The organism is Nocardioides sp. NBC_00368, assembly GCF_036090055.1.
Classification (GTDB): domain Bacteria; phylum Actinomycetota; class Actinomycetes; order Propionibacteriales; family Nocardioidaceae; genus Nocardioides.
Window position 1 is genome coordinate 3,176,144 of record NZ_CP107970.1, and the last position, 26,554, is coordinate 3,202,697.

Here is a 26,554-nt window from a genome sequence, read left to right on the forward strand (position 1 = left end):
TGCCTCGGAAAGTTCTCGCGCCGAGTGGAGAAGGTCTAACCTGTCCCGGTGCGGACGTGGGTCCGTACGAACGAGGCATCCGGGCTGCAGCCCCGCGAGCGAGGAAGAGAGGAGGTGGCCGCCATGGACGGTCAACCTCCGAGTACCACCTCGCCCTGACCGGTCCGGCCACCCAGGAGTGCGTGCCCGGGCCGGCGCGACGCGTCTGCGCGTCGCCGTCCCGCTCGCTCGCAGCATCCAGGAGGCCACCCATGTCCGAGCGCCCGTTCAAGTCCCTGCGCGCCCTCACCAGGCAGCGCCGTTCCGACCCGCCGAAGGTTCCGCCGACGACCTCGCCGCAGGGTGGGGGTGGCCGGTCCTCGATGCCGACGCCGGTGACTCGCGGCAGCATGATCGACAGCGCCGTCTACGTCGGCGGCGACCGTGTCGACTCACCCTCGACGCTGGCCGACACCTACCGCTCGCTCCACGAGCACGACGACGCGATGGCCTGGATCGGTCTCTACCAGCCCAACCAGCACGAGCTGGCCTCGCTGGCCGAGGAGTTCGGCCTGCACGAGCTCGCTGTGGAGGATGCGATCCTGGCCCACCAGCGGCCGAAGATCGAGCGCTACGACGACACCCTGTTCGTGGTCCTGCGCGCGGCCTGGTACGTCGACGAGACCGAGGACATCGACTTCGGTGAGCTCCACCTGTTCATCGGCCCCGACTTCGTGCTCACCGTGCGTCACGGCGCCCAGCCCGACCTCTCCCCCGTACGCCGCCGGATGGAGAGCAACCCGGATCTGCTGCGGCTCGGCCCGGAGGCGGTGCTGTACGCCATCCTCGACCGCGTCGTCGACGGCTACGCGCCGGTCGTGGCCGGACTCGCCAACGACATCGACGAGATCGAGACCGAGATGTTCCGCGGCGACACCCAGGTGTCCCGCCGTATCTACGAGCTCTCCCGCGAGGTGGTCGAGTTCCAGCGGGCGACCCGCCCCCTGCTTGGTGTCGTACGCTCCCTGGCCGCCGGATTCTCCAAGTACCGCACCGACGAGGAGCTGCAGCGCTACCTGCGCGACGTCGAGGACCACGTGATCGGCACCGTCGAGCAGATCGACGAGTTCCGCAACCTGCTGCGCGACATCCTCACCGTCAACGCCACCCTGGTCGCCCAGCAGCAGAACGAGGAGATGAAGGCGCTCAGCGAGCTCAGCGTGCAGCAGAACGACGAGGTCAAGAAGATCTCCGGCTGGGCGGCCATCCTGTTCGCTCCCACGCTGGTCGGCACGGTCTACGGGATGAACTTCGAGTTCATGCCCGAGCTGCAGTGGCGCTACGGCTACTTCATGGCGCTCGGGCTGATGCTGACCGTCAACGTCGTGCTCTACATCCTCTTCCGCCGCCGCAACTGGATCTGAGGCGAACGCAGGCTGCTGGTGGCGTGGGTCGGGAAACGCTGACAAAGGTCCCGTTTCTCGACAACCGCCACAAGCACTGAGAGGCTACTGGACTCAAGCACAACATTCTGCGGATCAGAGCCATCTCGGAGGGCGCATGCAGGCAATTCAGCGGGCCATCGTCGGAGTCGGATTCGTCCTCGTCGCCGTGATCGCGTTGGCACTGCTCATCCCACGTGTGACGGGCCCGGACCAGTCGAGCCAGCCTCCGACACAGGCGAACGGCCCGCAGGTTCCGCTCGCCGACGGCCCCTCAGGCCCGCCGGAGCCCGTCGACGCCGCCGAGGACACCTCGGTCGGGACGCTGCCTCCTCCCCCGGACGCCTCGCTCACCACCGAGCTGGTGTCCCGCGACCTCCTCGCACCCTCCGGTCCGGCACCGGACGACACCCAGGCCCCGAGCGACGACAGAACGCTGAGCGCACGGAAAGCACGCGCTGCCGAGAAGCCCGCCGAGTCCTCCGGCCCGGCCTCTCCCGAGCACGGCTTCACGGTCAGCCAGGACGGCTGGGAGTGGGGCGACTGGGACGAGTGGGACGACGCACGCGACGGCAACGGCGACGACTGCCGGCGCGAGGACCGCTACGACCGTGACGACCGCTATGACCGCCGCTACGACTGCGACGACCGCGACCAGCGCGACTGAGGTCGTCTAGAGCACGCTCTCGATCGCCGCGCGCACCTCGGGGCTCGGCTCGACGGCCTTCCCGGACTCCAGGTCGTAGAAGACCAGCGTGACCTGCCCACGGGCGAGCCTGAGATCGCCGTCGGCGATCTCGGACTCGATCGTCATCGACTTCGTGCCCAGCCGGGAGACGTGGCTCCACACGTCGTACGGCTCCGAGCGGGCGAGGATCGGCGCGTGGTAGGAGACGTCGGTCTGCGCGACGACGACCGCCGGCCAGGAGTCGATCCCGCGGTGCGACCTGAGCCGCTGCATCAGCGCCACCCGCGACTCCTGGAAGTACTCGAAGTACTTCACGTTGTTGACGTGCCCGTAGGCGTCGACGTCGGAGAACCGGACGTAGAGCGGGAAGTGGCCGGCCTCGAGACGCTTCGGGTCGCCCAGGGCGAGCGGCTTCGGCGTCCACCCCTCCGGATCGGCCTCGAGATAGGGCTCGAGGTTGGCCTTCTCCTCCGGCTTGAGCCGGCGCGGCGACTCGGTGGCGAAGACGTACGGCGCCAGGACCGTGCTCGCCCGCAGGAAGACCTTGCGGGTGCCGTCCGGCTCGGTGCGGAAGATCTCGTAGGCCATCGTGAAGCTCGCCGCCCGGATGTCGGTCACCCAGGACTCGACGTAGACCGGCGTGAAGTCGAAGAGCAGCGGGGCGACGTACGTGACCTGGTGGCTGGCCACCACGACACCCTCGGCCAGCCCCTGGGTCTGCGGGCTTCGGGCATGCGTGCGCAACATGTCCACGCGCGCCTCTTGGAGGTAGTCGACGTAGACGACGTTGTTGACGTGGCCGAGCATGTCGAGGTCGGCCCAACGCATGGGGCATTCGTAGAGGTGGCGCACGCGGCCGATCCTTCCAGACCATCTTGGGCACTGGGCCTGGTCACCACGGAGCGGGCGGGCGAGTATGGTGTCGACCACAGTCCTCTACTCATCAGTAACCGGGAGTCTTCATGCCTGAGGCAGTCATCGTCGCCGCCGCCCGCACCCCGATCGGGCGAGCCAACAAGGGATCTCTGAAGGACTTCCGTCCCGACGACCTCGCCGCCCTGATCACCAAGGAAGCCGTCGGGAAGGTGGAGGGTCTCGACCCGAACGACATCGACGACCTGCTGCTGGGCTGTGGCCTGCCGGGCGGTGAGTCCGGCAACAACATGGGCCGCGTCGTCTCCGTGCTCAACGGCTGGGACAAGGTTCCCGGCGCGACCATCACCCGCTACTGCTCCTCCTCGGTGCAGACCTCGCGGATGGCGCTGCACGCGATCAAGGCCGGCGAGGCCGACATCATCGTCTCGGCCGGCGTCGAGACCGTGTCCCGCTTCGTCAAGGGCACCTCCGACCACCTGCCCGACACCGTCAACCACCTCTTCGACGACGCGCAGTCGCGGACCGCCGCGACCGCCGCCTCCAACGAGAAGTGGCACGACCCGCGCGAGGACGGCCTGCTGCCCGACGTCTACATCGCCATGGGCCAGACCGCGGAGAACCTCGCGACCTCGCGCGGCATCTCCCGCCAGGAGATGGACGAGTTCGGCGTACGCTCGCAGAACCTCGCCGAGAAGGCCATCGCGGACGGCTTCTGGGCCCGCGAGATCACCCCGGTCACCACCCCTGACGGCACCGTCGTCTCCGCCGACGACGGCCCCCGCGCCGGCGTCACCCTGGAGGCCATCTCCGGCCTCAAGCCGGTCTTCCGCGAGGACGGCACCGTCACCGCCGGCAACTGCTGCGCCCTCAACGACGGCGCGGCGGCCGTCGTGGTCATGTCCGACAACAAGGCCGCCGAGCTCGGCGTCACCCCGCTCGCGCGGATCGTGTCCACCGGTGTCTCCGGCCTCTCCCCCGAGATCATGGGCCTCGGCCCGGTCGAGGCGACCCGGAACGCGCTGAAGTACGCCGGTATGTCGATCGGCGACATCGACCTGGTCGAGATCAACGAGGCCTTCGCGGCCCAGGTGATCCCGTCCTACCAGGACCTCGGCATCGACATCGACCGCCTCAACATCAACGGTGGCGCCATCGCCGTCGGTCACCCCTTCGGCATGACCGGCGCGCGCCTGCAGAACACCATGCTCAACAGCCTCGACTGGCACGACAAGACCACCGGTCTGATCACCATGTGCGTCGGCGGCGGCCAGGGCATGGCCATGATCCTCGAGCGCATCTGACACACCCACGCCGACTCGGCGCGTCTGCCCCAGGCATGCGCGCCGAGTCGGCGCGTCTGTCCCAGGCATGCGCGCCGAGTCGGCGCGTCTGTCCCAGCTGTCAGCGCATCTCGATGCCGGGACGGTCGCTGATGAGGTGGTCCGAGACCGTGTTCATCACGCGCCCCAGGGCGGCGAAGTCCTCCGGACTGACCAGATCGATGAGGTAGTCACGCACGCCGGTGACGTGGACCGGTGCCGCCTCGCGCAGCAGTGCGAAGCCACGGTCGCTCAGCGTGGCGACGACACCACGGCCGTCCTCGGCTGAGTTGCGGCGCTCGACGAGCCCGGCACGCTCCATCCGAGTGATCGTGTGGGTGACCCGGGAGCGCGAGTGGGCCAAGGAGTCGGCGAGCTGCGCCATCCGCATCGCGCCGTCGTTCTCGGAGAGACGTACGAGGATCTCGTACTCCGGCAGCGAGATGTCGAACTGAGCGCGTAGATCGGCATCCAGGCGGTCATCGAGCAGAGTCATCCCCATCATCAGCGCACGCCAGGAGCGCTGTTGCTCTTCGTCCAGCCACCGAGTCTCATCACCCACGGGGCATTACGTTAGCCCGGCGTCCGCACCGTTCCATGCACTGGCACCCATTTAAGGGCGAGGAATTCGCCCTCGCCGACTCGAACCGGACCCGGGACGAGAGCCCTACGAGGGCCGGGACCAAGGCCAGAACTCGGCCAGGACCTTAGCCCGCCCCCGCAGATCCGGGACGCAAGAAACAATTCGCCACCGATTCAGGTAAAGGCGAAGATTGGGCGGTGTCGACTCCCCCTGCCCTCGGACTCCGTGACTTCCTAGCCGCACTTCCACGCGAGGGCCGATGGCTCCTGGCGACGGTCGCGATCCAGCTCCTCGGCCGCGGCATGACACTGCCGTTCACGATCATCTACCTGCATGAGGTACGCGGCTTCGACCTGGGCCTCGCCGGCACCCTGATGGGTCTGATCGCCATCGTCGGCTTCGTGGTCACCGGCCCGGCAGGCTCCTTGATCGACAGGTACGGCGCCCGGCCGGTGATCCTCGGCGGCCTGGTCTGCGCGATCGCCGGCGACATCATGCTCGCCTTCGCCGCCACCCCGGTGCTCGCCGCCGCGGCGCTGTGCCTGCTGGGGGTCCAGGCCGGCGTCTCCTGGCCTGCCGCCAACGCATTGGTAGCGACGGTGGTCGAGGGTGAGCTCCGACAGCGCTACTACGGCGTGAACTTCGCCCTGATCAACCTCGGTATCGGCGTCGGCGGCGTCATCGGCGGTCTCTTCATCGACGTGACGCAGCCCGAGACGTTCACCTACGCCTTCCTCGGCAACGCCGCCACCTTCACGATCCCGGCCCTCGTCCTGCTCGGCCCGCTGCGTCATCTGCACGGACGCGCCGCGCGGCCCGCGGCCGACGAGCCCCACGCGACCGCGTCGTACGCCACGATCCTGCGCCGCCCCGAGGTCATCTGGCTGGTGGTGATCGGAGTGCTGCTCTCGACCCTGGGCTACGGCCAGATCGAGAGTGGGTTCCCGGCCTACTCGCGTCAGATCTCCGAGGTCTCCACCCGGGTCGTCGGCTTCGCGTTCGTCGTGAACTGCGCGGTGATCGTGCTCGCCCAGTTCTGGGTGATGAACCGGGTCAGCGGTCGGCGGCGCACCCGGGTGCTCATCGCCACCGCGGCGATCTGGGCCTTCGCCTGGGTGGTGTTCGGGTCGACCGGCCTGGTGCCGGGCTCGGTGGCCGCCATCGTCGGCGTGGTCGCATTCCAAGGCCTGTTCTTCGCGCTGGGCGAGACGCTGATGCAGTCGGCCTTCCCGGCACTGACGAACGAGATGGCGCCCGACCATCTGCGTGGGCGCTACAACGCGATCAACTCGGCGTCGTTCCAGACCGGAGCGATCGTCGGCCCGATCCTGGCCGGATTCCTGCTCGAGCACGGCCAGTCGACGATGTTCATCGCGCTGATGGTGGTCGGCTGCGTCGGCATCGTCGCCGGCTCGCTGCGACTCGAGCGCCGGATCACCCCCGCCGTGAACGGCGTACGTCCCGCCCTGATCGCCGAGTCGGCTCAACCTGACGCCGAAACCGGTCGAGTCCGCGCTTCGCGCGGTTACTCCCTCGCTCGGCGCGAGCGGACGAGCAAGCTCGCCACTCGACCTCGCTCCGGTCGTCTCGGCTCGTCATAACGAGCCGACACGGCAGGGGTTTCGGTCAGAACGCGCCGACTCGGCGCGTCCGTACGAGACAGACGCGCCGAGTCGGCTGGGGTTGGAATCAGTCGCGGGTGAGGCGACGGTGGGTGACGCGGTGGGGGCGGGCGGCCTCGAGACCGAGGCGCTCGATCTTGTTGGCCTCGTAGGACTCGAAGTTGCCCTCGAACCAGAACCACTCGCCCTCCTTCTCCTCGGTGCCTTCCCAGGCGAGGATGTGGGTGGCGACGCGGTCGAGGAACCACCGGTCGTGGGAGGTGACCACGGCGCAGCCGGGGAAGTCGAGCAGCGCGTCCTCGAGCGAGGAGAGCGTCTCGACGTCGAGGTCGTTGGTCGGCTCGTCGAGCAGCAGCATGTTGCCGCCCTGCTTCAGGGTGAGCGCGAGGTTGAGACGGTTGCGCTCACCGCCGGAGAGGACGCCGGCCTTCTTCTGCTGGTCGGGACCCTTGAAGCCGAAGGAGGCGACGTAGGCCCGCGAGTTCATCTCGAAGTTGGCGACCTTGATGAAGTCCAGGCCGTCGGAGACGACCTCCCAGACGTTCTTGTTGGGGTCGATGCCGCCGCGGCTCTGGTCGACGTAGGAGATCTTCACGGTCTGGCCGACGTTGAGCTCGCCGGCGTCGGGCGTCTCGGAGCCGGTGATCATCCGGAACAGGGTGGTCTTGCCGACGCCGTTCGGACCGACGATGCCGACGATGCCGGCACGAGGGAGTGAGAAGGAGATGTCGTCCCACAGCGTGCGACCCTCGAAGCCCTTGGTCAGGCCCTTCGCCTCCATCACCACGTCGCCCAGGCGCGGGCCCGGCGGGATGTTGATGTCGGCGGTGTCGATCTTGCGGGCCTTGTCGGCCTCGGCAGCGAGCTCCTCGTAGCGCGCCAGACGCGACTTCGACTTGGTCTGGCGAGCCTTGGCGTTGGAGCGGACCCACTCCAGCTCCTTCTCGAGCATCCGGGCGCGCTTGGCGTCCTTGAGGCCCTCGACCTTGAGACGCTCCTTCTTGGTCTCCAGGTAGGTGGAGTAGTTGCCCTCGTAGCCGTGGATCGAGCCGCGGTCGACCTCGGCGATCCACTCGGCGACGTTGTCGAGGAAGTAGCGGTCGTGGGTGACGGCCAGGACGGCACCCTTGTAGCTCTTCAGGTGACCCTCCAGCCACTGCACCGACTCGGCGTCGAGGTGGTTGGTGGGCTCGTCGAGGAGCAGCAGGTCGGGCTCCTGCAGGAGCAGCTTGCACAGCGCGACCCGGCGGCGCTCACCACCGGAGAGGTTGTCGACGATCGCGTCGCCCGGAGGGCAGCGCAGCGCGTCCATCGCCTGCTCCAGCTTGGAGTCGATGTCCCAGGCGTTGATGTTGTCGAGGTAGGTCTGGAGCTCACCGGTCTCGGCCATCAGGGCGTCCTGGTCGGCGTCGGGGTCGCCCATCTCCATGTAGGCGTCCTCGAGGCGCTTCATCTTCGCCTTGATCTCGCCGACCGCCTCCTCGACGTTCTCGAGGACGGTCTTGCCCTCGGTCAGCGGCGGCTCCTGCTGGAGCATCCCGACCGTCGCGTCCTGGTCGCGGACGATGTCGCCGTTGTTGGGATGGTCGAGCCCCGCCATCAGCTTGAGCAGCGAGGACTTACCCATACCGTTCGGGCCGACGACGCCGATCTTGGCACCGTGCAGGAACGAGAGGGTGACGTTGTCGAGGACGACCTTGTCGCCATGGGCCTTGCGCACATTGCGCAGGGAGAGGATGTAGTCGGCCATAGGGCCCACCCTAATGAGGGAGAGGTACGCCGGTACAACCGGCGCACCCCGCCGCCGGCCCGGCGGGCGCCCGACCCACCTCAGGCCGCCACGGAGCTCTCCGTCTCGGCGGTCGCCTCGGGCTCGTCGGCGGTCGCAGGCTTCTCCTCCCACGGGTCCGATCCGGGCGCACGCCAGTCGGCGATCGGGTCGCGCTCGGGGTCGTCGTCGTGAGGTTCAGGAGCGGGAGCGGCCACCGCGGCCAGGGAGCGCGGGTTGCGCGAGAGGCTGGTCATGCCGCGATTGAGATCGTGGCCGACAACGTTCGCCTCGACCTCGAAGGTGTTGACCTCGAGACCGTCCTTGTTGACGTAGCTGCGGGCGCTCAGCCGGCCCTGGACGACGACGGGGTCGCCCTTGCGCAGCGAGCGACCGACGTTCTCCCCCAGCTGGCGCCAGGCACTCACCGTGAACCATTGGGTCACGCCGTCGCTCCACTCGCCGGACGCCCGGTTGAACTTCCGCGGGGTGCACGCGATCCGGAAGTTGGCCACCGACACCTCACCGACGCTGCGCACCACAGGGTCGGCGCCGACGTAGCCACGCAGGGTGATGATCGAGTCGTTCATCATTGTCTCCTCAGTGTTCGCGCCCGCCTGGTGCGGGCCTCGGAGACAACCCTGCGCTCGACCACCGACAGTTCCAGGCGGCGTACGTCCGCCTGTGGACAACCCCGGATCGAACCGTCCCTGTGGACAGTGATCGGCCCGACCTCCAGGTCAGCGCAGCCTCCAGGTCAGCGCAGCGCCTTGGCCACCCCGTGCCGGAGCGCGGTGTAGGCCGCCAGCTCGGTCTCGATCGGGTCGACGACGAGCTCGCGGGAGACCTCGGCGACCGCCGTACGCAACCGCGCGTCAGCCACCCGCGCCCGCCGCCGGGCGGTGCTGATCACCAGCAGATGACACACGCACCACAGCAGCAGCCCGAGCCCGACGCCTCCGATGAACATCACGTAGGGCAGCTCGACCCCGGCGACCGAAGGCGTCACCTCACCGACCTGAGCGGCCCCGGAGAGGAGCAGCGCCACCGACCACACCAGCCCGACGCCGGCGACGACGATCAGCAGCCACTGGAGAGCCTTGACCAGCCCGGTCCACAGCGGCAGCCGCTCGGCGTTGAGGTCGACACCGCCGACCGAGGCGTCGAGCCTGTCGGCGAGGTCGCCCATCCGCGAGACCGAGGCCCGCCGGATCGCGTCGCGCCACGGCGAGGCGAGCCCGGCACCGGCCTCGTCGGCCAGCTGACGGACCTCGGTGTCGACCCTGGCCCGCTCGACCGCGGTGGTCTGCGGCAGCGAGGTCCGGGCGCGCCCGGCCAGCTGGGTCGCCTCTTCGCCCAGCGCGAGGTGAAGGCGCTTCAAGGGGTCGGGCTTGAGCCGGGAGACCCAGGAGACAAGCGGCCAGCCGGTGGCCGCACGAGCCCGGGTGCGTACGGAACGCTCGACCGCGTCGACCACGGTCGGCACCCCCGCGGCCTCCGCGATGGCGTCCTCGAGCGCCTCGACGCGCGGCTTGGCCAGGGAGCGCGGCTTGGCATCGCCGGACGCCTTGGCGAGCTTGACCGCGGCGGACTTGATGTCGGCCGAGAGCCGGGACTTGTTGGCGCGCTTCGCCGCGGCCCGCTGGGCGATCTCGGTCTTGAGCTGCGGGATCCCCCAGCCGAGCTTGGCCGAGACCGGGATCACCGGGACGTTGCGCAGCCCGTCCTGATCCAGCAGCCGGCGTACGTCCCCCAGCATCGACTCGCGGCGGTCCTCCGGCACGCGGTCGATGTGGTTGAGCACCACGACCATGATCTCGGAGTGGGTCCGGAGCGGCTGCAGGTAGCGGTCGTGGATGGCCGCGTCGGCGTACTTCTGCGGGTCGAGCACCCACACCAGCATGTCGGCGAGCTCGACCAGACGGTCGACCTCGAGATGGTGGGAGACCTCGGTGGAGTCGTGGTCGGGGAGGTCCAGGAGCACGACCCCGTCGAGCTCGTGCCCCTCGCGGCGGGTGTCGAGCATCGAGTCGCGCGTGGTCTGGTGACGCTCGGGGATGCCCAGCCACTCGAGCAGCTCCTGCGCACCCTCCGAGCCCCACACGCACGCGGTCGCCCACGACGTGGTCGGCCGGCGGACGCCGACGGCGGAGAGCTCCAGCCCGGTCAGGGCGTTGAACGTGGACGACTTGCCCGACCCGGTCGCCCCGGCGACCCCGACGACCGTGTGGTCGGCGGAGAGCTTCAGGCGTCCCTGGGCCTTGTTGACCACGGTGCGCGCCTCCTCGACGAGCCCGTCGTCGAGGCGTCCCGTCGCGGCGGTGGTCGCAGCGGTCAGTCCGTCCAGTCGATCACCGAGGTCTCCACCCCGGCTGACCAGGTTCTTCGCACCTTCGAGCAGGCCGCTCAATGGTCCCCCTTCACGTCTTGGTCAGACACAGTCTGACAAGTCTCAGTCCTCGCCGCGCTGGCTGGCGAACCGGGCGTCGCCGACCTTACGCGCGGCGTGCCGCAGTCGCTCCGGTGCACCCTGATCGATCTGCAGCGCGTCGACCTGTCCTGTGTAGCGCGCACGCTCCTCGTCGACGAGCCCCACGATGCGTACCTCCAGCGCCTTGCGCGCCTTGGAGGCCAGCCCGCGCACGGCCTGGTCGCCGAAGACCGCCTCCAGCAGCTTCTGGCCGAGCAGGAGCGTGCCGCCGGCGATGCCCACCTCGGCACCGACGAGCGCTCCTCCGGTCGAGGCGAAGACGACCACCATCAGCGCGACGCCGAGGCCGTTGACCCCGTAGGAGAGGAACTTCGCAGTCGTACGCTTGTCCTGACCCTCGCTGCGAACCATGTCGAGCACGTCCTGCTGCCAGTCGCGCACCGCGCGCTCGGCCTTGGGCCGCAGCGCTCGCGAGGCCCGGCCGAGGTCGGCGGGGCCGGCTGCCAGCAGCCCGCGTCCCGCCGGGCTCATCTGCCAGGCCGCCTCGGCCCTCTCGGCGGCTGCCTCGCACTGCTCGAGGATCAGCATCTCCAGGCCACCCTGCACGGCCGCGGTCACCCGCTCGGCCTGCTGGGGCTTGCCCTTGATCGAGCCCAGGATCCGGTCGCGGATCATCCCGACCCGGCTCTCGAGCGCCTTGAGGATCTCGCCGGTGCCGACGAACTCCTGCCAGCGGGCGAGCACCTCGCCACGCAGCAGCGTGCCGTCGGCGGTCGCCGCCATGATCGACCTGAGCGCGTCGTCGTAGGCCATGTCCGCATCCGCACGCAGCCGCTGCGCCGCCTCTCCCTGACCGTCCGCGGTGTCCGCGATCGGGTGGACCTCGAGAGTCAGCGCGCGCACCGCACCGTCGAGCGTCTGGGTGACGACCTGGTGTCGCGCGGTGGCGTCGTCGGCGAGCATGTCGAGCCAGGCGCGTACCTCGGCGACGTGCTCGGCCGGCAGCAGCCCGGCCTCGGAGACCTCGCCCTCGTGGACGATGAACAGCGGGGAGTCCTTGAGGCCGCGCGAGGCCAGCATCCGGGCCAGGTGGCCGGCGACGGTCTGGACGGCTTCGGTCGGGGTGCGGTCGAGCACGACGGCCACCGCGGTGGAGCGGTTGGCAGCCAGCTGCAGGAACTCCCACGGCACCTGGTCGGCGTAGCGCGCGGCCGAGGTGACGAAGATCCACAGGTCGGCCGCGGCGAGCAGCTCGGCCGCGAGAACGCGGTTGGCCTCCTCGACCGAGTCGACGTCGGGCGCATCCAGGATCGCCAGGCCCGGGTGGAGCCGGTCGCTGGCGACCAGCTGCAGCGCCCCGGGGTCGTTGGTCGGGTGGTCGACCCGCTCCAGCTCCGGAAGCAGGCGGTCCTGACCGAACCAGCGGCCGTCCTCCGGGTTGTGCACCAGCACCGGCGAGCGAGTCGTCGGCCGCAGCAGGCCCGGCGTGGTCACCTTGGTGCCCACCAGCGAGTTGACCAGCGTCGACTTGCCGGCGCCGGTGGAGCCGCCCACGACCGCGAGCATGGGCGCGTCGATGGTCATCATCCGCGGGATGATGTAGTCCTCGAGCTGCTCGACCATGGTCTGCCGCGCGGCGCGCTGCTCGTCGGCGCCGGGCAGGTCCAGCGGCAGGGTGACCTCGGTCAGCGCCTGGTGGAGCTTCACCAGCGCGGTGACCATCCGGTTGCTCTCGCCGCCGGCGGCCAGGATCGCGGCCTTGGCGGCCTCGAACTCGGTCGTCGGCTTCTCGGCGAGCATCCCCGCCGTCTGCGCCTCGTAGGCGGTCGGACCCGACTCCGGAGCGAGGTCCGGAGCTCTGTCGTCGTGTGCCTGTTCCTCGGTCATCCTGTCATCACCTGTCCGCTCGGGAACGCGATGTGCGGACGTACCTCACTGATGCGGTCAACGTATGCCCTCCCCCGGGCGGCGAAGTCTGGCGGCGGGTTGCCGCGCAGGAATCGCCAGTGCAAGTATCCGAGCTCGATCGCAGCCTGCTGGTATTCACGCATCGCCGCAACCCCCTGAGCCCCTCCATGGGTCGACGCGAACCTCCGCGCCTGATCCCGCCGCTGCAGATCGACCACCCAGCCGATGTCGGTGTAGGGGATCAGTCCCCGCTGGGCCGCGTCGGTCAGCGACCGGGTCAGCACGATGCGCTCGGACTTCCGGCGCCAGATCGCGAAGACCACCATCGAGACGAACGCGGGCACCATCAGGACGACGTACGCCAGCAGGAAGCCGGCCCCGTCGAAGAGCAGCGTCGAACCGTTCCAGGTGCCGTGGGTGAGCACCGCAACCGCGTAGCCGAGGACCGGCGCGACCATCTTCAGCCAGCGTTTGCGGGTCACCACCGCGACGCCGATGCCGATGCCGGTGAAGGCGGTGAAGAGCGGGTGGGCGAAGGGGCTGAACAGGCAGCGCATCACGAAGACGACGGTGAACTCGCCGATATGTCCGGCCGAGCTGTCGCCCATGCCGGGTGTGCCGTTGTAGGTGCCGCCGAGGTAGAGGATGTTCTCGGTGAAGGCGAAGCCGATGCCGACCATGCCGGCGTAGACGATCCCGTCGAGGACACCGTCGAGGAGGTGGCGTCGCCAGACCAGCAGCACGAAGAGGAAGAGCCCCTTGGCCGCCTCCTCGGTGACCGGTGCGACGATCGCGAGCTGGGTCGCCTCGTTCCACCCGGCGAGCAGCGCCCCGACGCTCTGCACGATCAGCGCCGCCGCCACCGCGATGAAGGCGCCCCACCCCAGGCCGAGGGCCAGCAGCGACTTCGGCTCGGGCTCGTAGCGGTCCAGCCACAGGAAGGCGTAGACCAGCGGCACCACCGGGACGGCCGCGAAGAGCACCCCGAGGATCGCGCCGGTCGGAGCGAGCTGGTTGTCGACCACGCTCGTGCTCAGCAGGACGACCCCGAGCACCGGCAGCGAGGTCAGCACGACAAGCACGCCCACCACGATGGTGAACGTGCGGCTGCTTCTTGTCGGATCCTTCGGGATCGCCCCCATGCGCGCCAGACTATCGGGCGTCCGGACCGCACGTGCGACCAGACACCGATCGGACACCCTCACGGCCCCCGTGGCCAGGGAACTCACGAGCGTCCTCGGCACGGCGCGGCGTACGATTCCCATATGACGGACAACGGCGCCCCCACCCCTGCAGACGACCACACCGAGAGCCACGACCAGACGGTTCCGGAGGCTTGGTCCAACTTCATGAGGGAGGGCTGGGACGACCGCGAGGTCGAGGTTCCCGAGCATCCGATCACGCCGTGGGCGGCCGCGCGCAGGGAGCGGCTCGCGGGGATCTTCCCGGGCGAGCGCCTGGTCGTTCCGGCCGGCACCTACAAGGTCCGCGCCAACGACACCGACTACCGCTTCCGCGCCGACACCGCCCACGTGCACCTGACCGGCAACCAGACCTCCGACGCCGTCGTCGTGATCGAGCCCGACGGCAGCTCGGTGCTGTACGCCCGCCCGCGCAGCGGTCGCGACACCGACGAGTTCTTCCGCGACCGTCAGTACGGCGCGCTCTGGGCCGGTGCGCGTCCCTCGGCCCGTGAGCTCTCCGACTCGCTGGGCATCGAGGTGCGCCACGTCGACCAGCTCGAGTCCGCGCTCTCCGGCAGCACCCCGACCCGAGTGCTCCGAGGCGTCTCGACCGACGTCGACAAGCTGGTCGGCCCGGCCGAGGGCGGCCGCGACGAGGAGTTCGCCAAGGCGCTCTCCGAGCTGCGCCTGATCAAGGACGAGTGGGAGCTGGGTGAGCTGCAGGAAGCCTGCGACATCACCGTGCGCGGCTTCACCGACGCGGTGCGCGAGTGGCACCAGGTGCTGAAGCACGGCGAGCGCTGGATCGAGGGCACCTTCTTCCGGCGCGCGCGTGCCGAGGGCAACGACCTCGGCTACGACTCGATCGTCGGCGGCGGGTCGCACGCCACCACGCTCCACTGGATCGACAACGACGGCCCGATCGTCCCCGGCGAGCTGGTGCTGCTCGACATGGGCGTGGAGGGCCACAACCTCTACACCGCCGACATCACCCGCACGCTGCCCATCTCCGGGAAGTTCACGCCGCTGCAGCGCAACCTCTACGAGCTCGTCTACAAGGCCCAGCAGGCCGGCATCGAGGCGATCCGCCCCGGCGTCACCTTCCGGGCCGGTCACTTCGCCGCGATGGAGATCCTCGCCCACGGGCTCGACGACCTGGGGCTGCTCCCGGTGTCCGTCGACGAGGCCCTCTCCGAGGACAACAAGACCTACTCCCGCTGGACCCTTCACGGCGTCTCCCACATGCTCGGCCTCGACGTCCACGACTGCGCCTCCGCGTCGAAGGAGGCCTACATCGAGGGTCCGCTGCAGGAGGGCATGGTTCTCACCGTCGAGCCTGGCCTCTACTTCCAGAAGGAGGACAAGCTCGTCCCCGAGGAGCTGCGCGGCATCGGCATCCGCATCGAGGACGACATCGTCGTCACCGCCGACGGTTCGGTGAACCTGTCCAAGGGCCTGCCCCGCACGGCCGACGACGTCGAGGCGTGGATGGGCCAGTATCTGTGACGTGAATGCTGACCGAGGCAACTCAGTCGAGCAGCACTGCCCTCGTGGAGTTCCGCGAGGGCAGCGACTGCTCACCGAGGTGACTCGGTCAGCGGCCGCCGTGGCCGGCTGCCTCGCCCTGGCCTCGGCCCTGACGGCCTGCAGCCCCGGACGTACGCCACGCCAGCAACCCGCCGCGTCGGCGGCGCCGAGCGCCTCGGCGTCCGCGTCGGCCGTTCCGGACGACGTCTTCGAGGGCGCCGTGATCGGGATCGACCCCGGACACAACGGCGGCAACGCGGGCGCGCCCGAGGTGATCAACGAGCCGGTGTGGAACGGGCGCTCGCGGAGCCCGTGCAACACGACCGGCACCGCGACGGCGGACGGCTATCCGGAGACCGACTTCACCTGGGCGGTGGCCACGAAGCTGGCCGCCAACCTGCGCGAGGCCGGCGCGAAGGTGGTCATGACCCGCACCAGCAACGACGGGGTCGGGCCGTGCATCGACGAGCGCGCCCGGATCATCAACGACGCGAAGGCGGACGTCGCGATCGACATCCACGCCGACGGCGCGGCCGAGACCGAGCGCGGCTACTCGCTGCTGATCCCGGTGCCCTCGGGCACCAACGACGAGATCGTCCAGCCGTCGCGGCGCTACGCCGAGCTGCTGCGTACCGAGATGCGGAGGACCGGGATGCCGCTGGCGTCCTATCACGGTGCGGGTGGCTTCGTGGAGCGCGACGACCTGGCCGGGCTCAACCTCACCACGGTGCCGCAGGTACTGCTCGAGACGGGCAACATGCGAAACGCCGAGGACGCGCGCCTGCTGAAGTCCGACCGGTTCCAACAGCGGACGGCCGCCGCCATCGCACGGGCGATGGCGGCGTACCTCCGTTCACGCTGAGCTCCGCGGTTCGCGCGGTCACTCCTTCGCTCGGCCTCGCTTCAGTCGTCTCGGCTCAGAGCTTCTTCCACTCGACGGGCTCGAGCCCGTACTCCTCCGCGATCGGGCCCCAGGCCTTGGCGGCCGCCTTCTTCGGGTCGTGGCTGGCCAGGCTGAGCGTGGTCGCCTTCTCGAGCTTGCCCTTGCCGCCGACGCACTCACCGTCGGCGTTGATCTTGCGCTTCTCGCCCCAGGCGGCGAAGGCGAGATCGGCGTTCTGGGCGGTCATCCAGGCGGACTCGAGGTTCTTCACGAGCTTCCGCGAGCCCGGGAGGACGGCGGTGTCGATCTTGGCGACCTTCGTCGCCAGCTCCTTGCGGGACGCCGCGGCGTCCTCGAAGGTCTGGATCGCCTCCTCGATGTTCTCGCAGGCCTCGAGATCGGCCTGCGCGGCACCGATGGCCGCCTTGTCCTTGGCCGAGGTCTTGATGAGCTCGTCGATCTTCTTGGCCTCGGCGGCGGCACCGCCCGCGGTCGTCGTCGCGCCCGTCGTGGTGCCGGTCTTGGCGTTGGCGTCGTCGTTGTTGTTGATCAGACCGATGACGAAGGCGATGATCGCGACCACGACGGCCAGCGCCAGGACGATGAGTCCCCAGCGCTTCAGGTCCAGGCCACCCTTACCCTGACCGCCCTGACCACCCTGGCCGCGCTGCGGCTCGTAGCGGGCGTCGAAGGCGTTCCCGTAGGGGTCGTAGCCCTGGGGCGCCATCGGAGGCGGCGCGGGCGTGTTCGGCCCGCCCCCGACCGGCGGCTGTCCCACGAGGGTGGCGTCGGCGTAGATGTTCTGGCCGTAAGGGTCACCGTACGACTGCCCGAACTGGTCCTGGGACGGGTCCTGCGGCTGCCCGTAGGGCTGCTCGAACGCGTGGTCGTAGGACTGGTCGTAGGACTGGCCGTACGGCTGGTCCTGGGGCTGGTCGTAGGGCTGGTCGTGGGGATGGGACCACTGAGCCTGGTCCGGCTCCAGCTGCGGCGCGAGCGGGGCATAGGCGGGATCGCCGTACGCCGGCGGCTGCTGACCCTGGTCGGCCTGGTCGTCGTAACGGGCCTCGGGTACCGGGGCGTCGAACTGATCCTGCGGCGGCGCGAACTGCTCGAACTCCTCGCGCGGACGGGTGCCGCCGGTGGCCTCCTCGACGCCGTCGAAACGGGGGCTCATCGCGGCCTGCGCGTCGTCATGAGCCTGTCGAAGGGTCTCCTCCGGGTGAGGCGGCGCCGGCTGGCGTCGCTCGATCGGGGGCATCGCCTCATGGGTCATCTCGGAGGTCGGGCCACCCATCTGCGGCACCGAGTCGACGAACGCCGGGTGCTCCGTGCTCTGGCTGTGCGCGGCGGCCGGACGCTCGGGAAGCGGGGCCAGCGGCTCCGACACTGCGTGCTCGGGCGCCTGGCGCTCGGGAAGCGGGGCAAGCGGCTCGGAAACCGGGCGCTCCGGCGTCGCACGTTCGGGAAGCGGGGCCAGCGGCTCGGACGCGGCACGCTCCGGTGCCTGACGCTCGGGCAGCGGCGCCAACGGCTCGAAGCTCTGCGGCTGCTCAGACATCTGCGGCTCGGGCATCTGCTGCGGCGCGGGCGCCTCGGGCGCGGGTCGCTCGGGCGCGGGCGCCTCGGCTGCAGGCTCCTCCGGGACCGACTCGGCCTCCTCCGAGACCTTCCTGCGCTTGGGCAGGAAGAGCGACTGCGACTGGGAGGCGAGCTCGGGCTCGAACTTCGGCGTACGCGCCGCCAGCCCGAACAGGCCACCGCCCTCCGACCCGGCCGGCGGCGGAGCCATACCGCCACCGAAGGCGGGCTGCTCACCGCTGGGCGCGGTCATGTTCAGCTGGGGCGCCATCGAGGCCCCCGGCGTACGTCGGACCTGCTCGAGCGGCAACGGGGCCGGCTCCGTGTCGGCCTCGGGCGCAGGCGCAGAGATTCCCTGCCCACGCCTCGGCAACGACAGACCACCCTGCTCAGGATCGGCACCCCTCTGCGGCAGTCGCGGCGGTGCGACCGGCTCCGGTGCACCTTGCGACGGCGGCTGATGAGCGCTTCTGACGGGGGTCCCACAACCTGTGCAGAAGCGCATACCGGTGACGGCTGCACCGCACGAGGTGCACATGGACTCCATAGTCATGACCGGGGACCTTACCGATGATCCGGTCGAGTCTCGAACCCTCGTAGTCCGCCAACCGGACACGCACGTCGACAGTGTGGGGACAGTGCGCCCAAATACCCCCCACACCTTGGTAACACTCCGGTCAGCGTTTCGGTTTCCGATGCACACATGGGATACGGGCACCGGTAAGATCGGGCGCGGCCTGCGCAAACCCCCTTCCGGCGGGGTGCTCGCGCGAGCCACGCCTCCGTAGCTCAGCTGGATAGAGCATCGGCCTTCTAATCCGACGGTCACAGGTTCGAATCCTGTCGGGGGCGCCCTAGGAATTTTGCGTGGGTTAAATCATGCGCCCGCGCGTGTTTCGGCGGCGACGGCTTCCGAGGCAGCCCTCCCGGCGTACACGGTCCGGAAGAACGGCAGGGTGCGATGCACCATCGGACCGATGAGGAGAGCCTCGGCGACGGTGCCGATCCCGACCAGCCCGCCGAGGAGCCAACCGACCGCGAGCACGGTGATCTCGACACCCCCGCGGCAGAGCCAGACCGGGGCACCGGTCCGCTGGTGCAGGCCGGTCATCAGGCCGTCGCGCGGGCCAGGGCCGAGGCCCGGCGCGATGTAGACGCCGGTCGCCGCGGCCAGCAGCGACAGCCCGCCCGCGAACATCGCGACCTGCAGGAACACGCCGGAGACGGGCGGGATCAGCCACAGGCCGATGTCGGCCGAGGTGCCGACCAGGAGCACGTTGAGCACCGTCCCGATCCCGGGCCGCTGGCGCAGCGGGATCCAGATCAGCAGCACGCCGAGCCCGATCAGATTGGTCATCAGCCCGAACGAGATGCCGGTGACCTCGACCAGACCCGAGGTCAGCACGTTCCACGGCCCGACGCCGAGCGAGGCACGCAGAAGCAAGGCCAGTGCGATGCCGTACAAGAAGAGTCCAGTTATCAACCAAGAGAGCGACTTCACGGAGAGATCCTTCACAATGGCAAAGCCAATCACGGGTCCAATCGAAGGTAAAGAAGCCAATCCGCGTAAGGTGGACTCATGCCTCGCGGAAGAATCGGTGCCACTGCACTCGCTGGCCTGCTCGGCCAGTGGCAAGGAGAAGGCCCCGCCTACGAGAATCTCGCCGAGCGGATCCAGCTGCTGCTGATCGACGGACGGCTCTCCGCCGACGTCCGCCTCCCCTCCGAGCGCGAGCTCTCGGAGCGCCTGATGCTGAGCCGCACCACGATCACGGCCGCCTACCGCCGCCTGCGGGAGCACGGCTACGCGCTCAGCGTCCAGGGGTCGGGTACGACGACGAAGCTCCCGCCCACGGCGCCCGACTCCTTCACCGAGGGCGGCGAGATCGACCTGGTCAGGGCCACCCTGCCGGCCACCCGGCGACTCCCCGAGGCCGCCGTCGAGGCGACCCGGCGACTGGCCGACCACATGACCGGCCCCGGCTACACGCTGTGGGGCATCGAGGAGCTCCGGGCGGAGATCGCGGCGCGCTACACCGCCCGCGGCCTGCCGACCGACCCCGACCAGATCATGGTGACCACCGGCGGCCAGAGCGCGATCGCCCTGCTCGCCCGCACCGTGATCAGCCGCGGTGACCGGGCCTACGCCGAGAGCCCGTCCTACCCCAACGCGTACGACGCCCTGAGCCTCGCCGGTGCCAGGATCATCACCAGCCCGGTCACCACCGACGCCGGCTGGGACATGCCCGCGATGCAGGCGGCCATCGCCCGCACCACCCCCGTGATGGCGTACGTCATGCCTGACTTCCACAACCCGACGTCTCGCTCGATGTCGACCGAGGACCGGCTCCGCCTGCTGCACTCCGCCGCGAAGGTCGACACCCTCGTGGTGGCCGACGACACCACCGCCGAGCTGGACATCGACCGCCGCCAGAGCCACCCGCCGCTGGCCGCGATGGCCGGTGAGCACCAGGCCCGGGTCGTGCACATCGGCTCGGCGAGCAAGATGCTGTGGGGCGGGCTGCGGGTCGGCTGGATCCGCGCTGATCCGGTCCTGCTGACCCAGATCGCCAGCGGCCGCTCGGCCACCGACCTCGGCACCCCGATCTGGGAGCAGCTGGTCACCACGATCCTGTTCCAGCACCTCCCCGAGATCCTGCGCGAGCGGGCCGACCAGCTCGCCGCCGGCCGCGCCGCGCTCTACCACGCGATGCGCGAGCACCTCCCCGACTGGGAGCTGCCGCCGCGCATCGACGGTGGCCTCTCCGCCTGGGTCGGCCTGCCCGCACCGGTCAGCTCCCAGCTCACCCTCGCCGCCCGGCCCCACGGCCTGCTCGTCACCGCCGGGCCGCGGTTCGGCGTCGACGGCGCCTACGAGCGTCACCTGCGGCTGGCGATCACGCCGCGACCCGACCTCGTCCGCCGCGGGATCGAGATCCTCGCCGAGGTCTGGCCCCGCGCCGCCTCGACCCCCGCCCTGGCCCTCACCACCTCGGAAGCGGTCGTCTGAGCCTCAAGAAGTTCGCCTGAACTCGTTGTGACGCAGGCCACGTTGGGTCACGATGTGCAGCATGCAAGGACTGATCCAGGACGCACCGCTGACCATCGACACGATCATCCGGCGCGCCGAGCGCGTCTTCCCGACGCGGGAGATCGTCACCAAGACCGCAACCGGTCTGGAACGCAACACGTTCAAGGACCTGGCCGTGGAGGTACGCAAGCAGGCCAGCGTCCTCGACCGCCTCGGCATCTCCGCGGACGGCCGGGTGGCGAGCTTCGCGTGGAACACCCTGCGCCACCTGGCGCTCTACTACTCCGTCCCCTGCACCGGCCGAGTGCTGCACACCGGCAACATCCGCTACTTCCCCGAGCAGCTCGTCTACACGTTCAACCACGCCGAGGACGAGGCCGTCTTCATCGACCGGTCGCTGCTCGGCCTGCTCGCTCCGCTGCTCCCGCAGCTGACCACCCTCAAGCATGTCGTCGTGATGGACGACGGTGCGCCGACGCCGCTCCCCCACGACCCGCGGGTCGTCTCCTACGAGGAGCTGATGGCCGATGCCGAGGAGGCGGTGATCGACGGCCGGGTCACCGACGAGCGCGCCGCCGCCGGGATCTGCTACACCTCCGGCACCACCGGCAACCCGAAGGGCGTCGTCTACACCCACCGCTCGCAGTACCTGCACGCGCTGGCCTCCCTGGCCGGCACCCTCTTCGGCACCAACGACCGTGACCGCGTGCTGCCCGTAGTGCCCTTCTTCCACGCGAACGGCTGGGGTTTCGCCCACTCCTCGCTGCTGGCCGGCGCCAACCTGATCCTGCCCGGCCCCGACCTCTCGCCCGCCGGCATCATCAAGCTCCTCGAGGCCGAGAAGGTGACGATCGCGGCCGGCGTACCCACCATCTGGATGGGCATGGTCCCGCTCCTGAAGGACGCCGACCTCTCCTCGCTGCGCGTGGTCATCTGCGGCGGCTCCGCGGTCCCGAAGTCGCTCTCCGAGGCCTGGCGCGAGGCGATCGGCCTGCCGATCACCCAGGCCTGGGGCATGACCGAGATGTCGCCGCTGGGCAGCGTCTTCAACGAGCGCGCCGAGATCACCGACCTCTCCGAGGAGGAGAAGGCCGACTACCGTACGTCCCCTGGCATCCCGGCCGTCGGCGTCGAGCTCCGCATCGTGGAGCCCGGGACCACCGACGAGCTCCCCTGGGACGGCGAGACGACCGGCGAGCTCGAGTGCCGCGGCCCGTGGATCGCGTCGGGCTACTACAAGGTCGACGCGGAGAGCTCCTTCTCCCCCGACGGCTGGCTGCGGACCGGTGACATCGCCGCGATCGACCCGCTGGGCTACGTACGCATCGTCGACCGCACCAAGGACCTGGTGAAGTCCGGTGGCGAGTGGATCTCGACCGTCGCGATCGAGAACCTGATCATGGGCCACCCGAGCATCGCCGAGGCCGCGGTCGTCGCGGTGCCGCACCCCAAGTGGGGCGAGCGGCCGCTGGCGTTCGCGGTGGTGAAGGACGGCGAGTCGGTGACCAAGGAGGAGCTGCTCGGCTACCTCGCCGACAACCTGGGCAAGTGGCAGGTGCCGGACGACGTGGTCTTCATCGACGAGGTGCCCAAGACCTCGGTCGGCAAGTTCTCCAAGAAGACCCTGCGCGAGGAGTACGCCGACTACAAGCTGCCCACCGCATAGGCCACGGATCAGCCCAGCTGCGCGAGGATCGAGTCGCACTCGATCCTCGCGCAGCGGGCGTCCTCGTGCTTGCCGAGGGCCGTGCGGGTCTCGGCCAGGTGGCCGAGGGCGTCTGCCAGTCCGGGTAGGTCGCCGGCGGCACGCAGCTTGGTGACCGCCTCCTCGAAGTGGCCGGCAGCCTCGTCGAACGAGCCGAGCTGCTGGTGGATCCAGCCGATGGTGGCGACGACGTTGCCCTCGCTGCGGGCGCCGGGCGCCACCCGGCGCAGCTCGGCGAGCGCCGCCTCGCAGTGCCGAAGGCCCGACTCGTAGTCACCGTCCAGAGCCTCGTAGAGACCCAGTCGTCCGGTCGTCCAGGCCGCGCGGATGGGGTCGCCGGCGCGAGCGAGGACGTCCGCCGCCCGAGCCGCGTACGCAGCAGCCCCGGCATGATCGCCAGAGGCCGTCGCCACGGTGGCGAGCCGGTGCAGGGTCTTGCCCTCCGCCGCCAGGTCGGCCGACTCCATCGCCAGGTCGAGGGCCCGGCCGAGGTGGTCGAGCGCGTCCTCGACCCGGCCGAGACGCCCGCACGCCGCCCCGGCGGCTCGGTGCAGGACGCCGAGCCCGGCCGGGTCGCCGCCCTGCGAGACGTTGCGGCGCACACCCGGGAGCGCGGCCTCGGCCAGCGCAGCCAGCTCGATCCAGCGTCCCTGGAGGTCGAGCAGACGCTCGAGGGCGCCGACGAGCAGGACGATCCGATCGAGCGCGATGCCTCGGGCGACGGCCGCGTCGATCACCCGTGACATCACCGGCAGCTGCGTGGCGATCCAGACCAGTGCCTCGGCGCTGTCCCCGACGATCTCGACCGTGACCCCGTCGCGCATCGGCTCGGTGGCGTCGAGGTGGCTCTGGTGGGGGTCATAGGCGCTGTGCACTGACCGCGCGCTGAAGACGTAGTGGTCGATCATCCGCAGCTCGGCCTCGCGACGGTCCTCGTCGAGCTCGTGCCTCGCGAGGTCGGCGGCGTACTCCCGGAGCAGGTCGTGCAGCACGAACCGGCCGGGGGCGACCTCGGTGAGCAGGTTGGCCTCGGTGAGCTCGTCGAGCAGGCGGCGGACCCGCACGCGCGGGATCCCGGCCAGGCTGGCCGCGGCCAGGACGGTGAGCGTCGGCCCCGGGTGCAGACCGATCAGCCGGAAGAGCCGCGCGGCCGCGTCGGACAGATGCCGCACCGACCACGAGAAGGTCGCCCGGAGATCGCCGCGTCCTCCGCCGAACCCGTCCAGGCGCGACTCCCCGAGCTCCTCGGCCAGGTCGGCGAGGGCGTAGGCCGGCCGGGTCGCCGCCCGGGCAGCCACCACCGAGAGCGTCAGCGGCAGCGAGGCGCACAGCTCGATGATCCGCTCCACCGCCTCCGGCTCGGCGAGGAGACGGTCCTCGCCGAGGCGTCCGGCCAGCAGCTCATAGGCCTCGACGTCGTCGAGCAGCCCCAGCTCCATCGGCTTCGCGCCTGCCTCCGCGACCAGCCCGGAGAGCCTGTTGCGGCTGGTCACCAGCGTCACGCAGCCAGGACTGCCGGGCAGCAGGCTGCGGACCTGCTCGCTGTCGCGGGCGTTGTCGAGCACGAGCAGCACCCGCTTGTCGGCGAGCCTGCTGCGCAGCAGCCCGGCCCGGCCGTCGATGTCCTGCGGCTGGCGGGAGCGTTCGACCCCGAACGCCTCGAGCACCACCCCGAGCGCGTCCAGCGGATCGAGCGCGTCGCGCGGGTCGAAGCCGCGCAGATTCACGAACACCTGCCCGTCCGGGAAGTGGTGAGCGCTCCGATGCGCCCAGTAGAGCGCCAGCGTCGTCTTGCCGATCCCCGCCGTGCCGGCGATCGCCGAGATCACGACGGCCCGGCCCTCGTCCTCGGCGGCGAGCTCGTCGAGCATCGTCAGATGGTCTTCACGACCGGCGAAGGCGGCGACGACGGGCGGCAGCTGGCGCGGCACGATCTGCACGTAGCCCGGCCCGGACGCAGTCTCGGGATCGTCGCCGTCGAGGATGCGCAGGTGCAGGTCGCGTACGTCCTTGGACGGCTCGACCCCGAGCTCGTCGCGGAGGAGGTGGAAGAGGCGCTGGTAGGCGTCGAGGGCCTCGGCGGTGCGGCCCGACTGCCACAGCGCGGTCATCAGTAGCAGCCACAGGCGTTCGCGCAGCGGGTTGTCCTGGACGAACGGGCCCAGGTCACCCACCACGGCGGCCTGCCGGCCGAGCGCCAGATCGGCGGCGGCGCGCGACTCGACGGCGACCAGACGCAGCTCGTCGAGCCGGGCGGCCTCGGTCGCGATCATCCGGGACTCGTTGATCCCGCCGTACGCACCCCCGGTCCACAGCCCCAGCGCAGCGTCGAAGAGCATGCTGGCCCGCTCGTGATCCCCGGCATCGGCGGAGGCGCGGCCCTGCTCGACCAGCTCCTCGAACCGGACCTGGTCGACATCCGCGCCGACCAGCGCATAGCCGTTCGCCCGGCGCTCCAAGTGGTGGCGGTGCTCGCCGAGCGCGCGGCGCAGGTCGCGGATGCGCTGGTGAAGGAGGTTCACCCCCGTTGCCGGGGGTGAACCTCTCCACAGCTCGTCGACCAGCAGGTCGGAGGAGACCGGAGCGCCACGTGCCGCCACGAGCATGGCGAGCAGCGTCCGCCGCGTACGCGACAGCCGCTGCACCGTGCCGTCGTCACAGATGAGCTCGACGGCGCCAAGGACCCGGACCCGCACCACACCTCCTGTTGACCACGCAGCATTACGTCCGAGACGACCCATCGTCTCATCACCACACAGATGGTGACGCGGAATGCCGCCAGACGGTTGCCTGGAGGTTGGCTAAAATTTCTGGCTTACGGAACCCGCCACAGGCCGCTCTCGCCGCCCTTGTCGATCTGGAAAGCCACCTGCTTGATGTTGACCCCGACCGGGACGACGAACGGCACCAGGGCCGTCCGCTGGTCACGCGGCTGCAACCCGAACGGGTTGGGGAACACCTCGCCGCCGTCGACCGCCACCGTGCTGGGCTGGCTCTTGTACTTCTTCCCCGAGGCATCGATGACCGTCGTACCGGTCGCCGGGGTGTCGTTGAACACCCGCGACCCGGCGTTGACGACCTGGATCTCGACGGCCATCACACGCGACCCCGGCGGGGTCTCGGTGCCATTGGTGAACGACGTCTCGAAGACGTCCTGCACGGTCACCCTCAACAGGATTCCGGGTGCCTCGCCCTTGATGGTGCCCTCTGCCGTCAACCCCAGCTGCTGGTTCTGCTGGATCCTCTCGGTGCTGTCGACGGTGATCACCTTCTTCTCCATCGCAGGGTTCTCAGCGTGGTTGTTGCTGTAGAACCCGTAGTCGATGGAACTGTCCGAACCGCAGCCGACCCCGGCCGCCGCGACGGCTCCCCCGAGGATCAGCATGGCCACACGACGCACACGCACTCCTTATGAAATTTGTTGCGATGGAAGGGTAATTGTTCCCCTTGATTTACCATGGCAACATGCCGGAGTCCAAGCAGTCGGCCTAGGGTCTAAGGTCCCAATCGCAGCACAAGTCTTGGGAGACGATTTCCACAGAACCACGTGGCGGACGAGGACCGGAATCACCGGTGTCACGAGAAACCACGGCGTGACCAGCGAAAGCTCGTCGACCAGGCGCGCCTACTCGGTCCCCACGGCCGGACGCTCGACGAGAGCAGCCAGTTTCGCCGGAGCCTGGATGCAGTAGGAGTCGGTCAGGAGCTCCGCGACCTCGTCCCAGTCGGTGGCGTCGCCGACGATCATCCCGACCACGTTGCCGCCCCAGCCGGCCTTGAAATAGGGGTGGCCGAGGTGCTCGAAGGCGACCACCTCGTCGGGCTCGGCACGGAACACGATCCGGAAGAGCTGGTCCTCGCCGCCGAAGACATGGGCGATGGTCGCCTGACCGACCCGCCAGCGTATGCCGACCCATGCGTCGTCCTCGAGACACTTCGGGAACGCGGTGAGGATCTCCCTCAGCCGCGCCACCATCGCCTCGGGAACCTCAGGACGCTCAGCCATGCTGCCGATCCTGCCAGGGAC

At 69.8% G+C, this 26,554-nt stretch carries 20 protein-coding genes and 1 tRNA gene; 9 read left to right on the plus strand and 12 right to left on the minus strand.

Features of this window, described 5'->3' with window-relative positions; translation table 11 throughout:
• The first annotated feature begins 251 nt into the window (after positions 1 to 251).
• On the plus strand, positions 252 to 1,403 hold the full coding sequence (corA, locus tag OG984_RS15160) for a magnesium/cobalt transporter CorA (protein ID WP_328527132.1): 1,152 nt from the start codon (positions 252 to 254) through the stop codon (positions 1,401 to 1,403).
• A 136-nt stretch (positions 1,404 to 1,539) separates the two neighbouring features.
• The gene (locus tag OG984_RS15165) at positions 1,540 to 2,088 is read left to right on the plus strand and encodes a hypothetical protein (RefSeq protein WP_328527133.1); all 549 of its coding nucleotides are present in this window, start codon (positions 1,540 to 1,542) and stop codon (positions 2,086 to 2,088) included.
• 6 nt (positions 2,089 to 2,094) lie between these two features.
• Here the strand turns inward: OG984_RS15165 and OG984_RS15170 are convergent, their stop codons facing one another.
• Positions 2,095 to 2,937 carry an acyl-CoA thioesterase gene (locus OG984_RS15170; RefSeq protein ID WP_328527134.1) on the minus strand — a complete coding sequence of 281 codons (843 nt, stop codon included), beginning with the start codon at positions 2,935 to 2,937 and terminating at the stop codon, positions 2,095 to 2,097.
• Positions 2,938 to 3,071: 134 nt separating this feature from the next.
• On the opposite strand from OG984_RS15170, the gene OG984_RS15175 reads away from it, so the two are divergent.
• Entirely contained in the window at positions 3,072 to 4,286 is a 1,215-nt protein-coding gene (locus OG984_RS15175; protein ID WP_328527135.1) for an acetyl-CoA C-acetyltransferase, read from the plus strand.
• A gap of 100 nt (positions 4,287 to 4,386) precedes the next feature.
• Here OG984_RS15175 and OG984_RS15180 read toward each other — a convergent pair whose 3' ends face one another.
• Positions 4,387 to 4,866, minus strand: coding sequence for a MarR family winged helix-turn-helix transcriptional regulator (locus tag OG984_RS15180; protein WP_328527136.1), 480 nt, complete (start codon positions 4,864 to 4,866; stop codon positions 4,387 to 4,389).
• Positions 4,867 to 5,084: 218 nt separating this feature from the next.
• Here OG984_RS15180 and OG984_RS15185 point away from each other — a divergent pair, with 218 nt between their 5' ends.
• Positions 5,085 to 6,488, plus strand: a complete 1,404-nt coding sequence (locus OG984_RS15185; RefSeq protein WP_328527137.1) for an MFS transporter — start codon at positions 5,085 to 5,087, stop codon at positions 6,486 to 6,488.
• 88 nt (positions 6,489 to 6,576) lie between these two features.
• On the opposite strand, the gene ettA is transcribed toward OG984_RS15185, so the two are convergent.
• The 5 genes from ettA to OG984_RS15210 all read right to left on the minus strand — a co-directional run bounded on the left by ettA (position 6,577) and on the right by OG984_RS15210 (position 13,758).
• Complete coding sequence (ettA, locus tag OG984_RS15190; RefSeq protein ID WP_328527138.1) at positions 6,577 to 8,259, minus strand: energy-dependent translational throttle protein EttA; 1,683 nt, start codon at positions 8,257 to 8,259, stop codon at positions 6,577 to 6,579.
• A gap of 80 nt (positions 8,260 to 8,339) precedes the next feature.
• Positions 8,340 to 8,867 carry a single-stranded DNA-binding protein gene (ssb, locus tag OG984_RS15195; protein WP_328527139.1) on the minus strand — a complete coding sequence of 176 codons (528 nt, stop codon included), beginning with the start codon at positions 8,865 to 8,867 and terminating at the stop codon, positions 8,340 to 8,342.
• Positions 8,868 to 9,034: 167 nt separating this feature from the next.
• Positions 9,035 to 10,687, minus strand: a complete 1,653-nt coding sequence (locus tag OG984_RS15200; protein ID WP_328527140.1) for a YfjP family GTPase — start codon at positions 10,685 to 10,687, stop codon at positions 9,035 to 9,037.
• A 42-nt stretch (positions 10,688 to 10,729) separates the two neighbouring features.
• Positions 10,730 to 12,595: an ABC transporter gene (locus OG984_RS15205; RefSeq protein WP_328527141.1), complete on the minus strand. Its 1,866-nt coding sequence runs from the start codon at positions 12,593 to 12,595 to the stop codon at positions 10,730 to 10,732.
• A complete protein-coding gene (locus OG984_RS15210; protein WP_328527142.1) occupies positions 12,592 to 13,758 on the minus strand; it encodes a PrsW family intramembrane metalloprotease in 1,167 nt (388 codons plus the stop codon). The genes OG984_RS15205 and OG984_RS15210 overlap by 4 nt, the downstream gene beginning before the upstream one ends.
• Before the next feature lie 123 nt (positions 13,759 to 13,881).
• Between OG984_RS15210 and OG984_RS15215 the strand changes: the two genes are divergently transcribed.
• Positions 13,882 to 15,306, plus strand: coding sequence for an aminopeptidase P family protein (locus OG984_RS15215; RefSeq protein ID WP_328527143.1), 1,425 nt, complete (start codon positions 13,882 to 13,884; stop codon positions 15,304 to 15,306).
• Positions 15,307 to 15,385: 79 nt separating this feature from the next.
• Positions 15,386 to 16,189, plus strand: a complete 804-nt coding sequence (locus OG984_RS15220) for an N-acetylmuramoyl-L-alanine amidase (protein ID WP_328527144.1) — start codon at positions 15,386 to 15,388, stop codon at positions 16,187 to 16,189.
• 55 nt (positions 16,190 to 16,244) lie between these two features.
• Here the strand turns inward: OG984_RS15220 and OG984_RS15225 are convergent, their stop codons facing one another.
• A complete protein-coding gene (locus tag OG984_RS15225) occupies positions 16,245 to 18,101 on the minus strand; it encodes a hypothetical protein (RefSeq protein WP_328527145.1) in 1,857 nt (618 codons plus the stop codon).
• A 468-nt stretch (positions 18,102 to 18,569) separates the two neighbouring features.
• On the opposite strand from OG984_RS15225, the gene OG984_RS15230 reads away from it, so the two are divergent.
• Positions 18,570 to 18,643 (plus strand) — tRNA-Arg (locus OG984_RS15230).
• A 25-nt stretch (positions 18,644 to 18,668) separates the two neighbouring features.
• On the opposite strand, the gene yczE is transcribed toward OG984_RS15230, so the two are convergent.
• On the minus strand, positions 18,669 to 19,325 hold the full coding sequence (yczE, locus tag OG984_RS15235) for a membrane protein YczE (RefSeq protein WP_442940903.1): 657 nt from the start codon (positions 19,323 to 19,325) through the stop codon (positions 18,669 to 18,671).
• A gap of 45 nt (positions 19,326 to 19,370) precedes the next feature.
• Here yczE and yczR point away from each other — a divergent pair, with 45 nt between their 5' ends.
• Together yczR and OG984_RS15245 are read left to right on the plus strand one after the other, a co-directional pair.
• Complete coding sequence (yczR, locus tag OG984_RS15240) at positions 19,371 to 20,801, plus strand: MocR-like transcription factor YczR (RefSeq protein WP_328527147.1); 1,431 nt, start codon at positions 19,371 to 19,373, stop codon at positions 20,799 to 20,801.
• Positions 20,802 to 20,862: 61 nt separating this feature from the next.
• A complete protein-coding gene (locus tag OG984_RS15245; protein WP_328527148.1) occupies positions 20,863 to 22,488 on the plus strand; it encodes a long-chain fatty acid--CoA ligase in 1,626 nt (541 codons plus the stop codon).
• Positions 22,489 to 22,496: 8 nt separating this feature from the next.
• On the opposite strand, the gene OG984_RS15250 is transcribed toward OG984_RS15245, so the two are convergent.
• The 3 genes from OG984_RS15250 to OG984_RS15260 all read right to left on the minus strand — a co-directional run bounded on the left by OG984_RS15250 (position 22,497) and on the right by OG984_RS15260 (position 26,533).
• Positions 22,497 to 25,223: an AfsR/SARP family transcriptional regulator gene (locus OG984_RS15250; RefSeq protein ID WP_328527149.1), complete on the minus strand. Its 2,727-nt coding sequence runs from the start codon at positions 25,221 to 25,223 to the stop codon at positions 22,497 to 22,499.
• Between the two features lie 119 nt (positions 25,224 to 25,342).
• Complete coding sequence (locus tag OG984_RS15255) at positions 25,343 to 25,927, minus strand: hypothetical protein (protein WP_328527150.1); 585 nt, start codon at positions 25,925 to 25,927, stop codon at positions 25,343 to 25,345.
• Positions 25,928 to 26,152: 225 nt separating this feature from the next.
• Positions 26,153 to 26,533 carry an MmcQ/YjbR family DNA-binding protein gene (locus tag OG984_RS15260; RefSeq protein WP_328527151.1) on the minus strand — a complete coding sequence of 127 codons (381 nt, stop codon included), beginning with the start codon at positions 26,531 to 26,533 and terminating at the stop codon, positions 26,153 to 26,155.
• Between the last annotated feature and the right edge of the window lie 21 nt (positions 26,534 to 26,554).

Bases quoted from the DNA above. Each gene is read 5' to 3' on its own strand.
- OG984_RS15165 (WP_328527133.1), top strand. From the start codon at position 1,540: ATGCAGGCAATTCAGCGGGCCATCGTCGGAGTCGGATTCGTCCTCGTC.
- OG984_RS15245 (WP_328527148.1), top strand. From the start codon at position 20,863: ATGCAAGGACTGATCCAGGACGCACCGCTGACCATCGACACGATCATC.
- OG984_RS15260 (WP_328527151.1), bottom strand. From the start codon at position 26,533: ATGGCTGAGCGTCCTGAGGTTCCCGAGGCGATGGTGGCGCGGCTGAGG.
- ssb (WP_328527139.1), bottom strand. From the start codon at position 8,867: ATGAACGACTCGATCATCACCCTGCGTGGCTACGTCGGCGCCGACCCT.
- yczR (WP_328527147.1), top strand. From the start codon at position 19,371: ATGCCTCGCGGAAGAATCGGTGCCACTGCACTCGCTGGCCTGCTCGGC.
- OG984_RS15205 (WP_328527141.1), bottom strand. From the start codon at position 12,595: ATGACCGAGGAACAGGCACACGACGACAGAGCTCCGGACCTCGCTCCG.
- ettA (WP_328527138.1), bottom strand. From the start codon at position 8,259: ATGGCCGACTACATCCTCTCCCTGCGCAATGTGCGCAAGGCCCATGGC.
- OG984_RS15170 (WP_328527134.1), bottom strand. From the start codon at position 2,937: ATGCGTTGGGCCGACCTCGACATGCTCGGCCACGTCAACAACGTCGTC.
- OG984_RS15175 (WP_328527135.1), top strand. From the start codon at position 3,072: ATGCCTGAGGCAGTCATCGTCGCCGCCGCCCGCACCCCGATCGGGCGA.
- OG984_RS15210 (WP_328527142.1), bottom strand. From the start codon at position 13,758: ATGGGGGCGATCCCGAAGGATCCGACAAGAAGCAGCCGCACGTTCACC.
- OG984_RS15215 (WP_328527143.1), top strand. From the start codon at position 13,882: ATGACGGACAACGGCGCCCCCACCCCTGCAGACGACCACACCGAGAGC.
- corA (WP_328527132.1), top strand. From the start codon at position 252: ATGTCCGAGCGCCCGTTCAAGTCCCTGCGCGCCCTCACCAGGCAGCGC.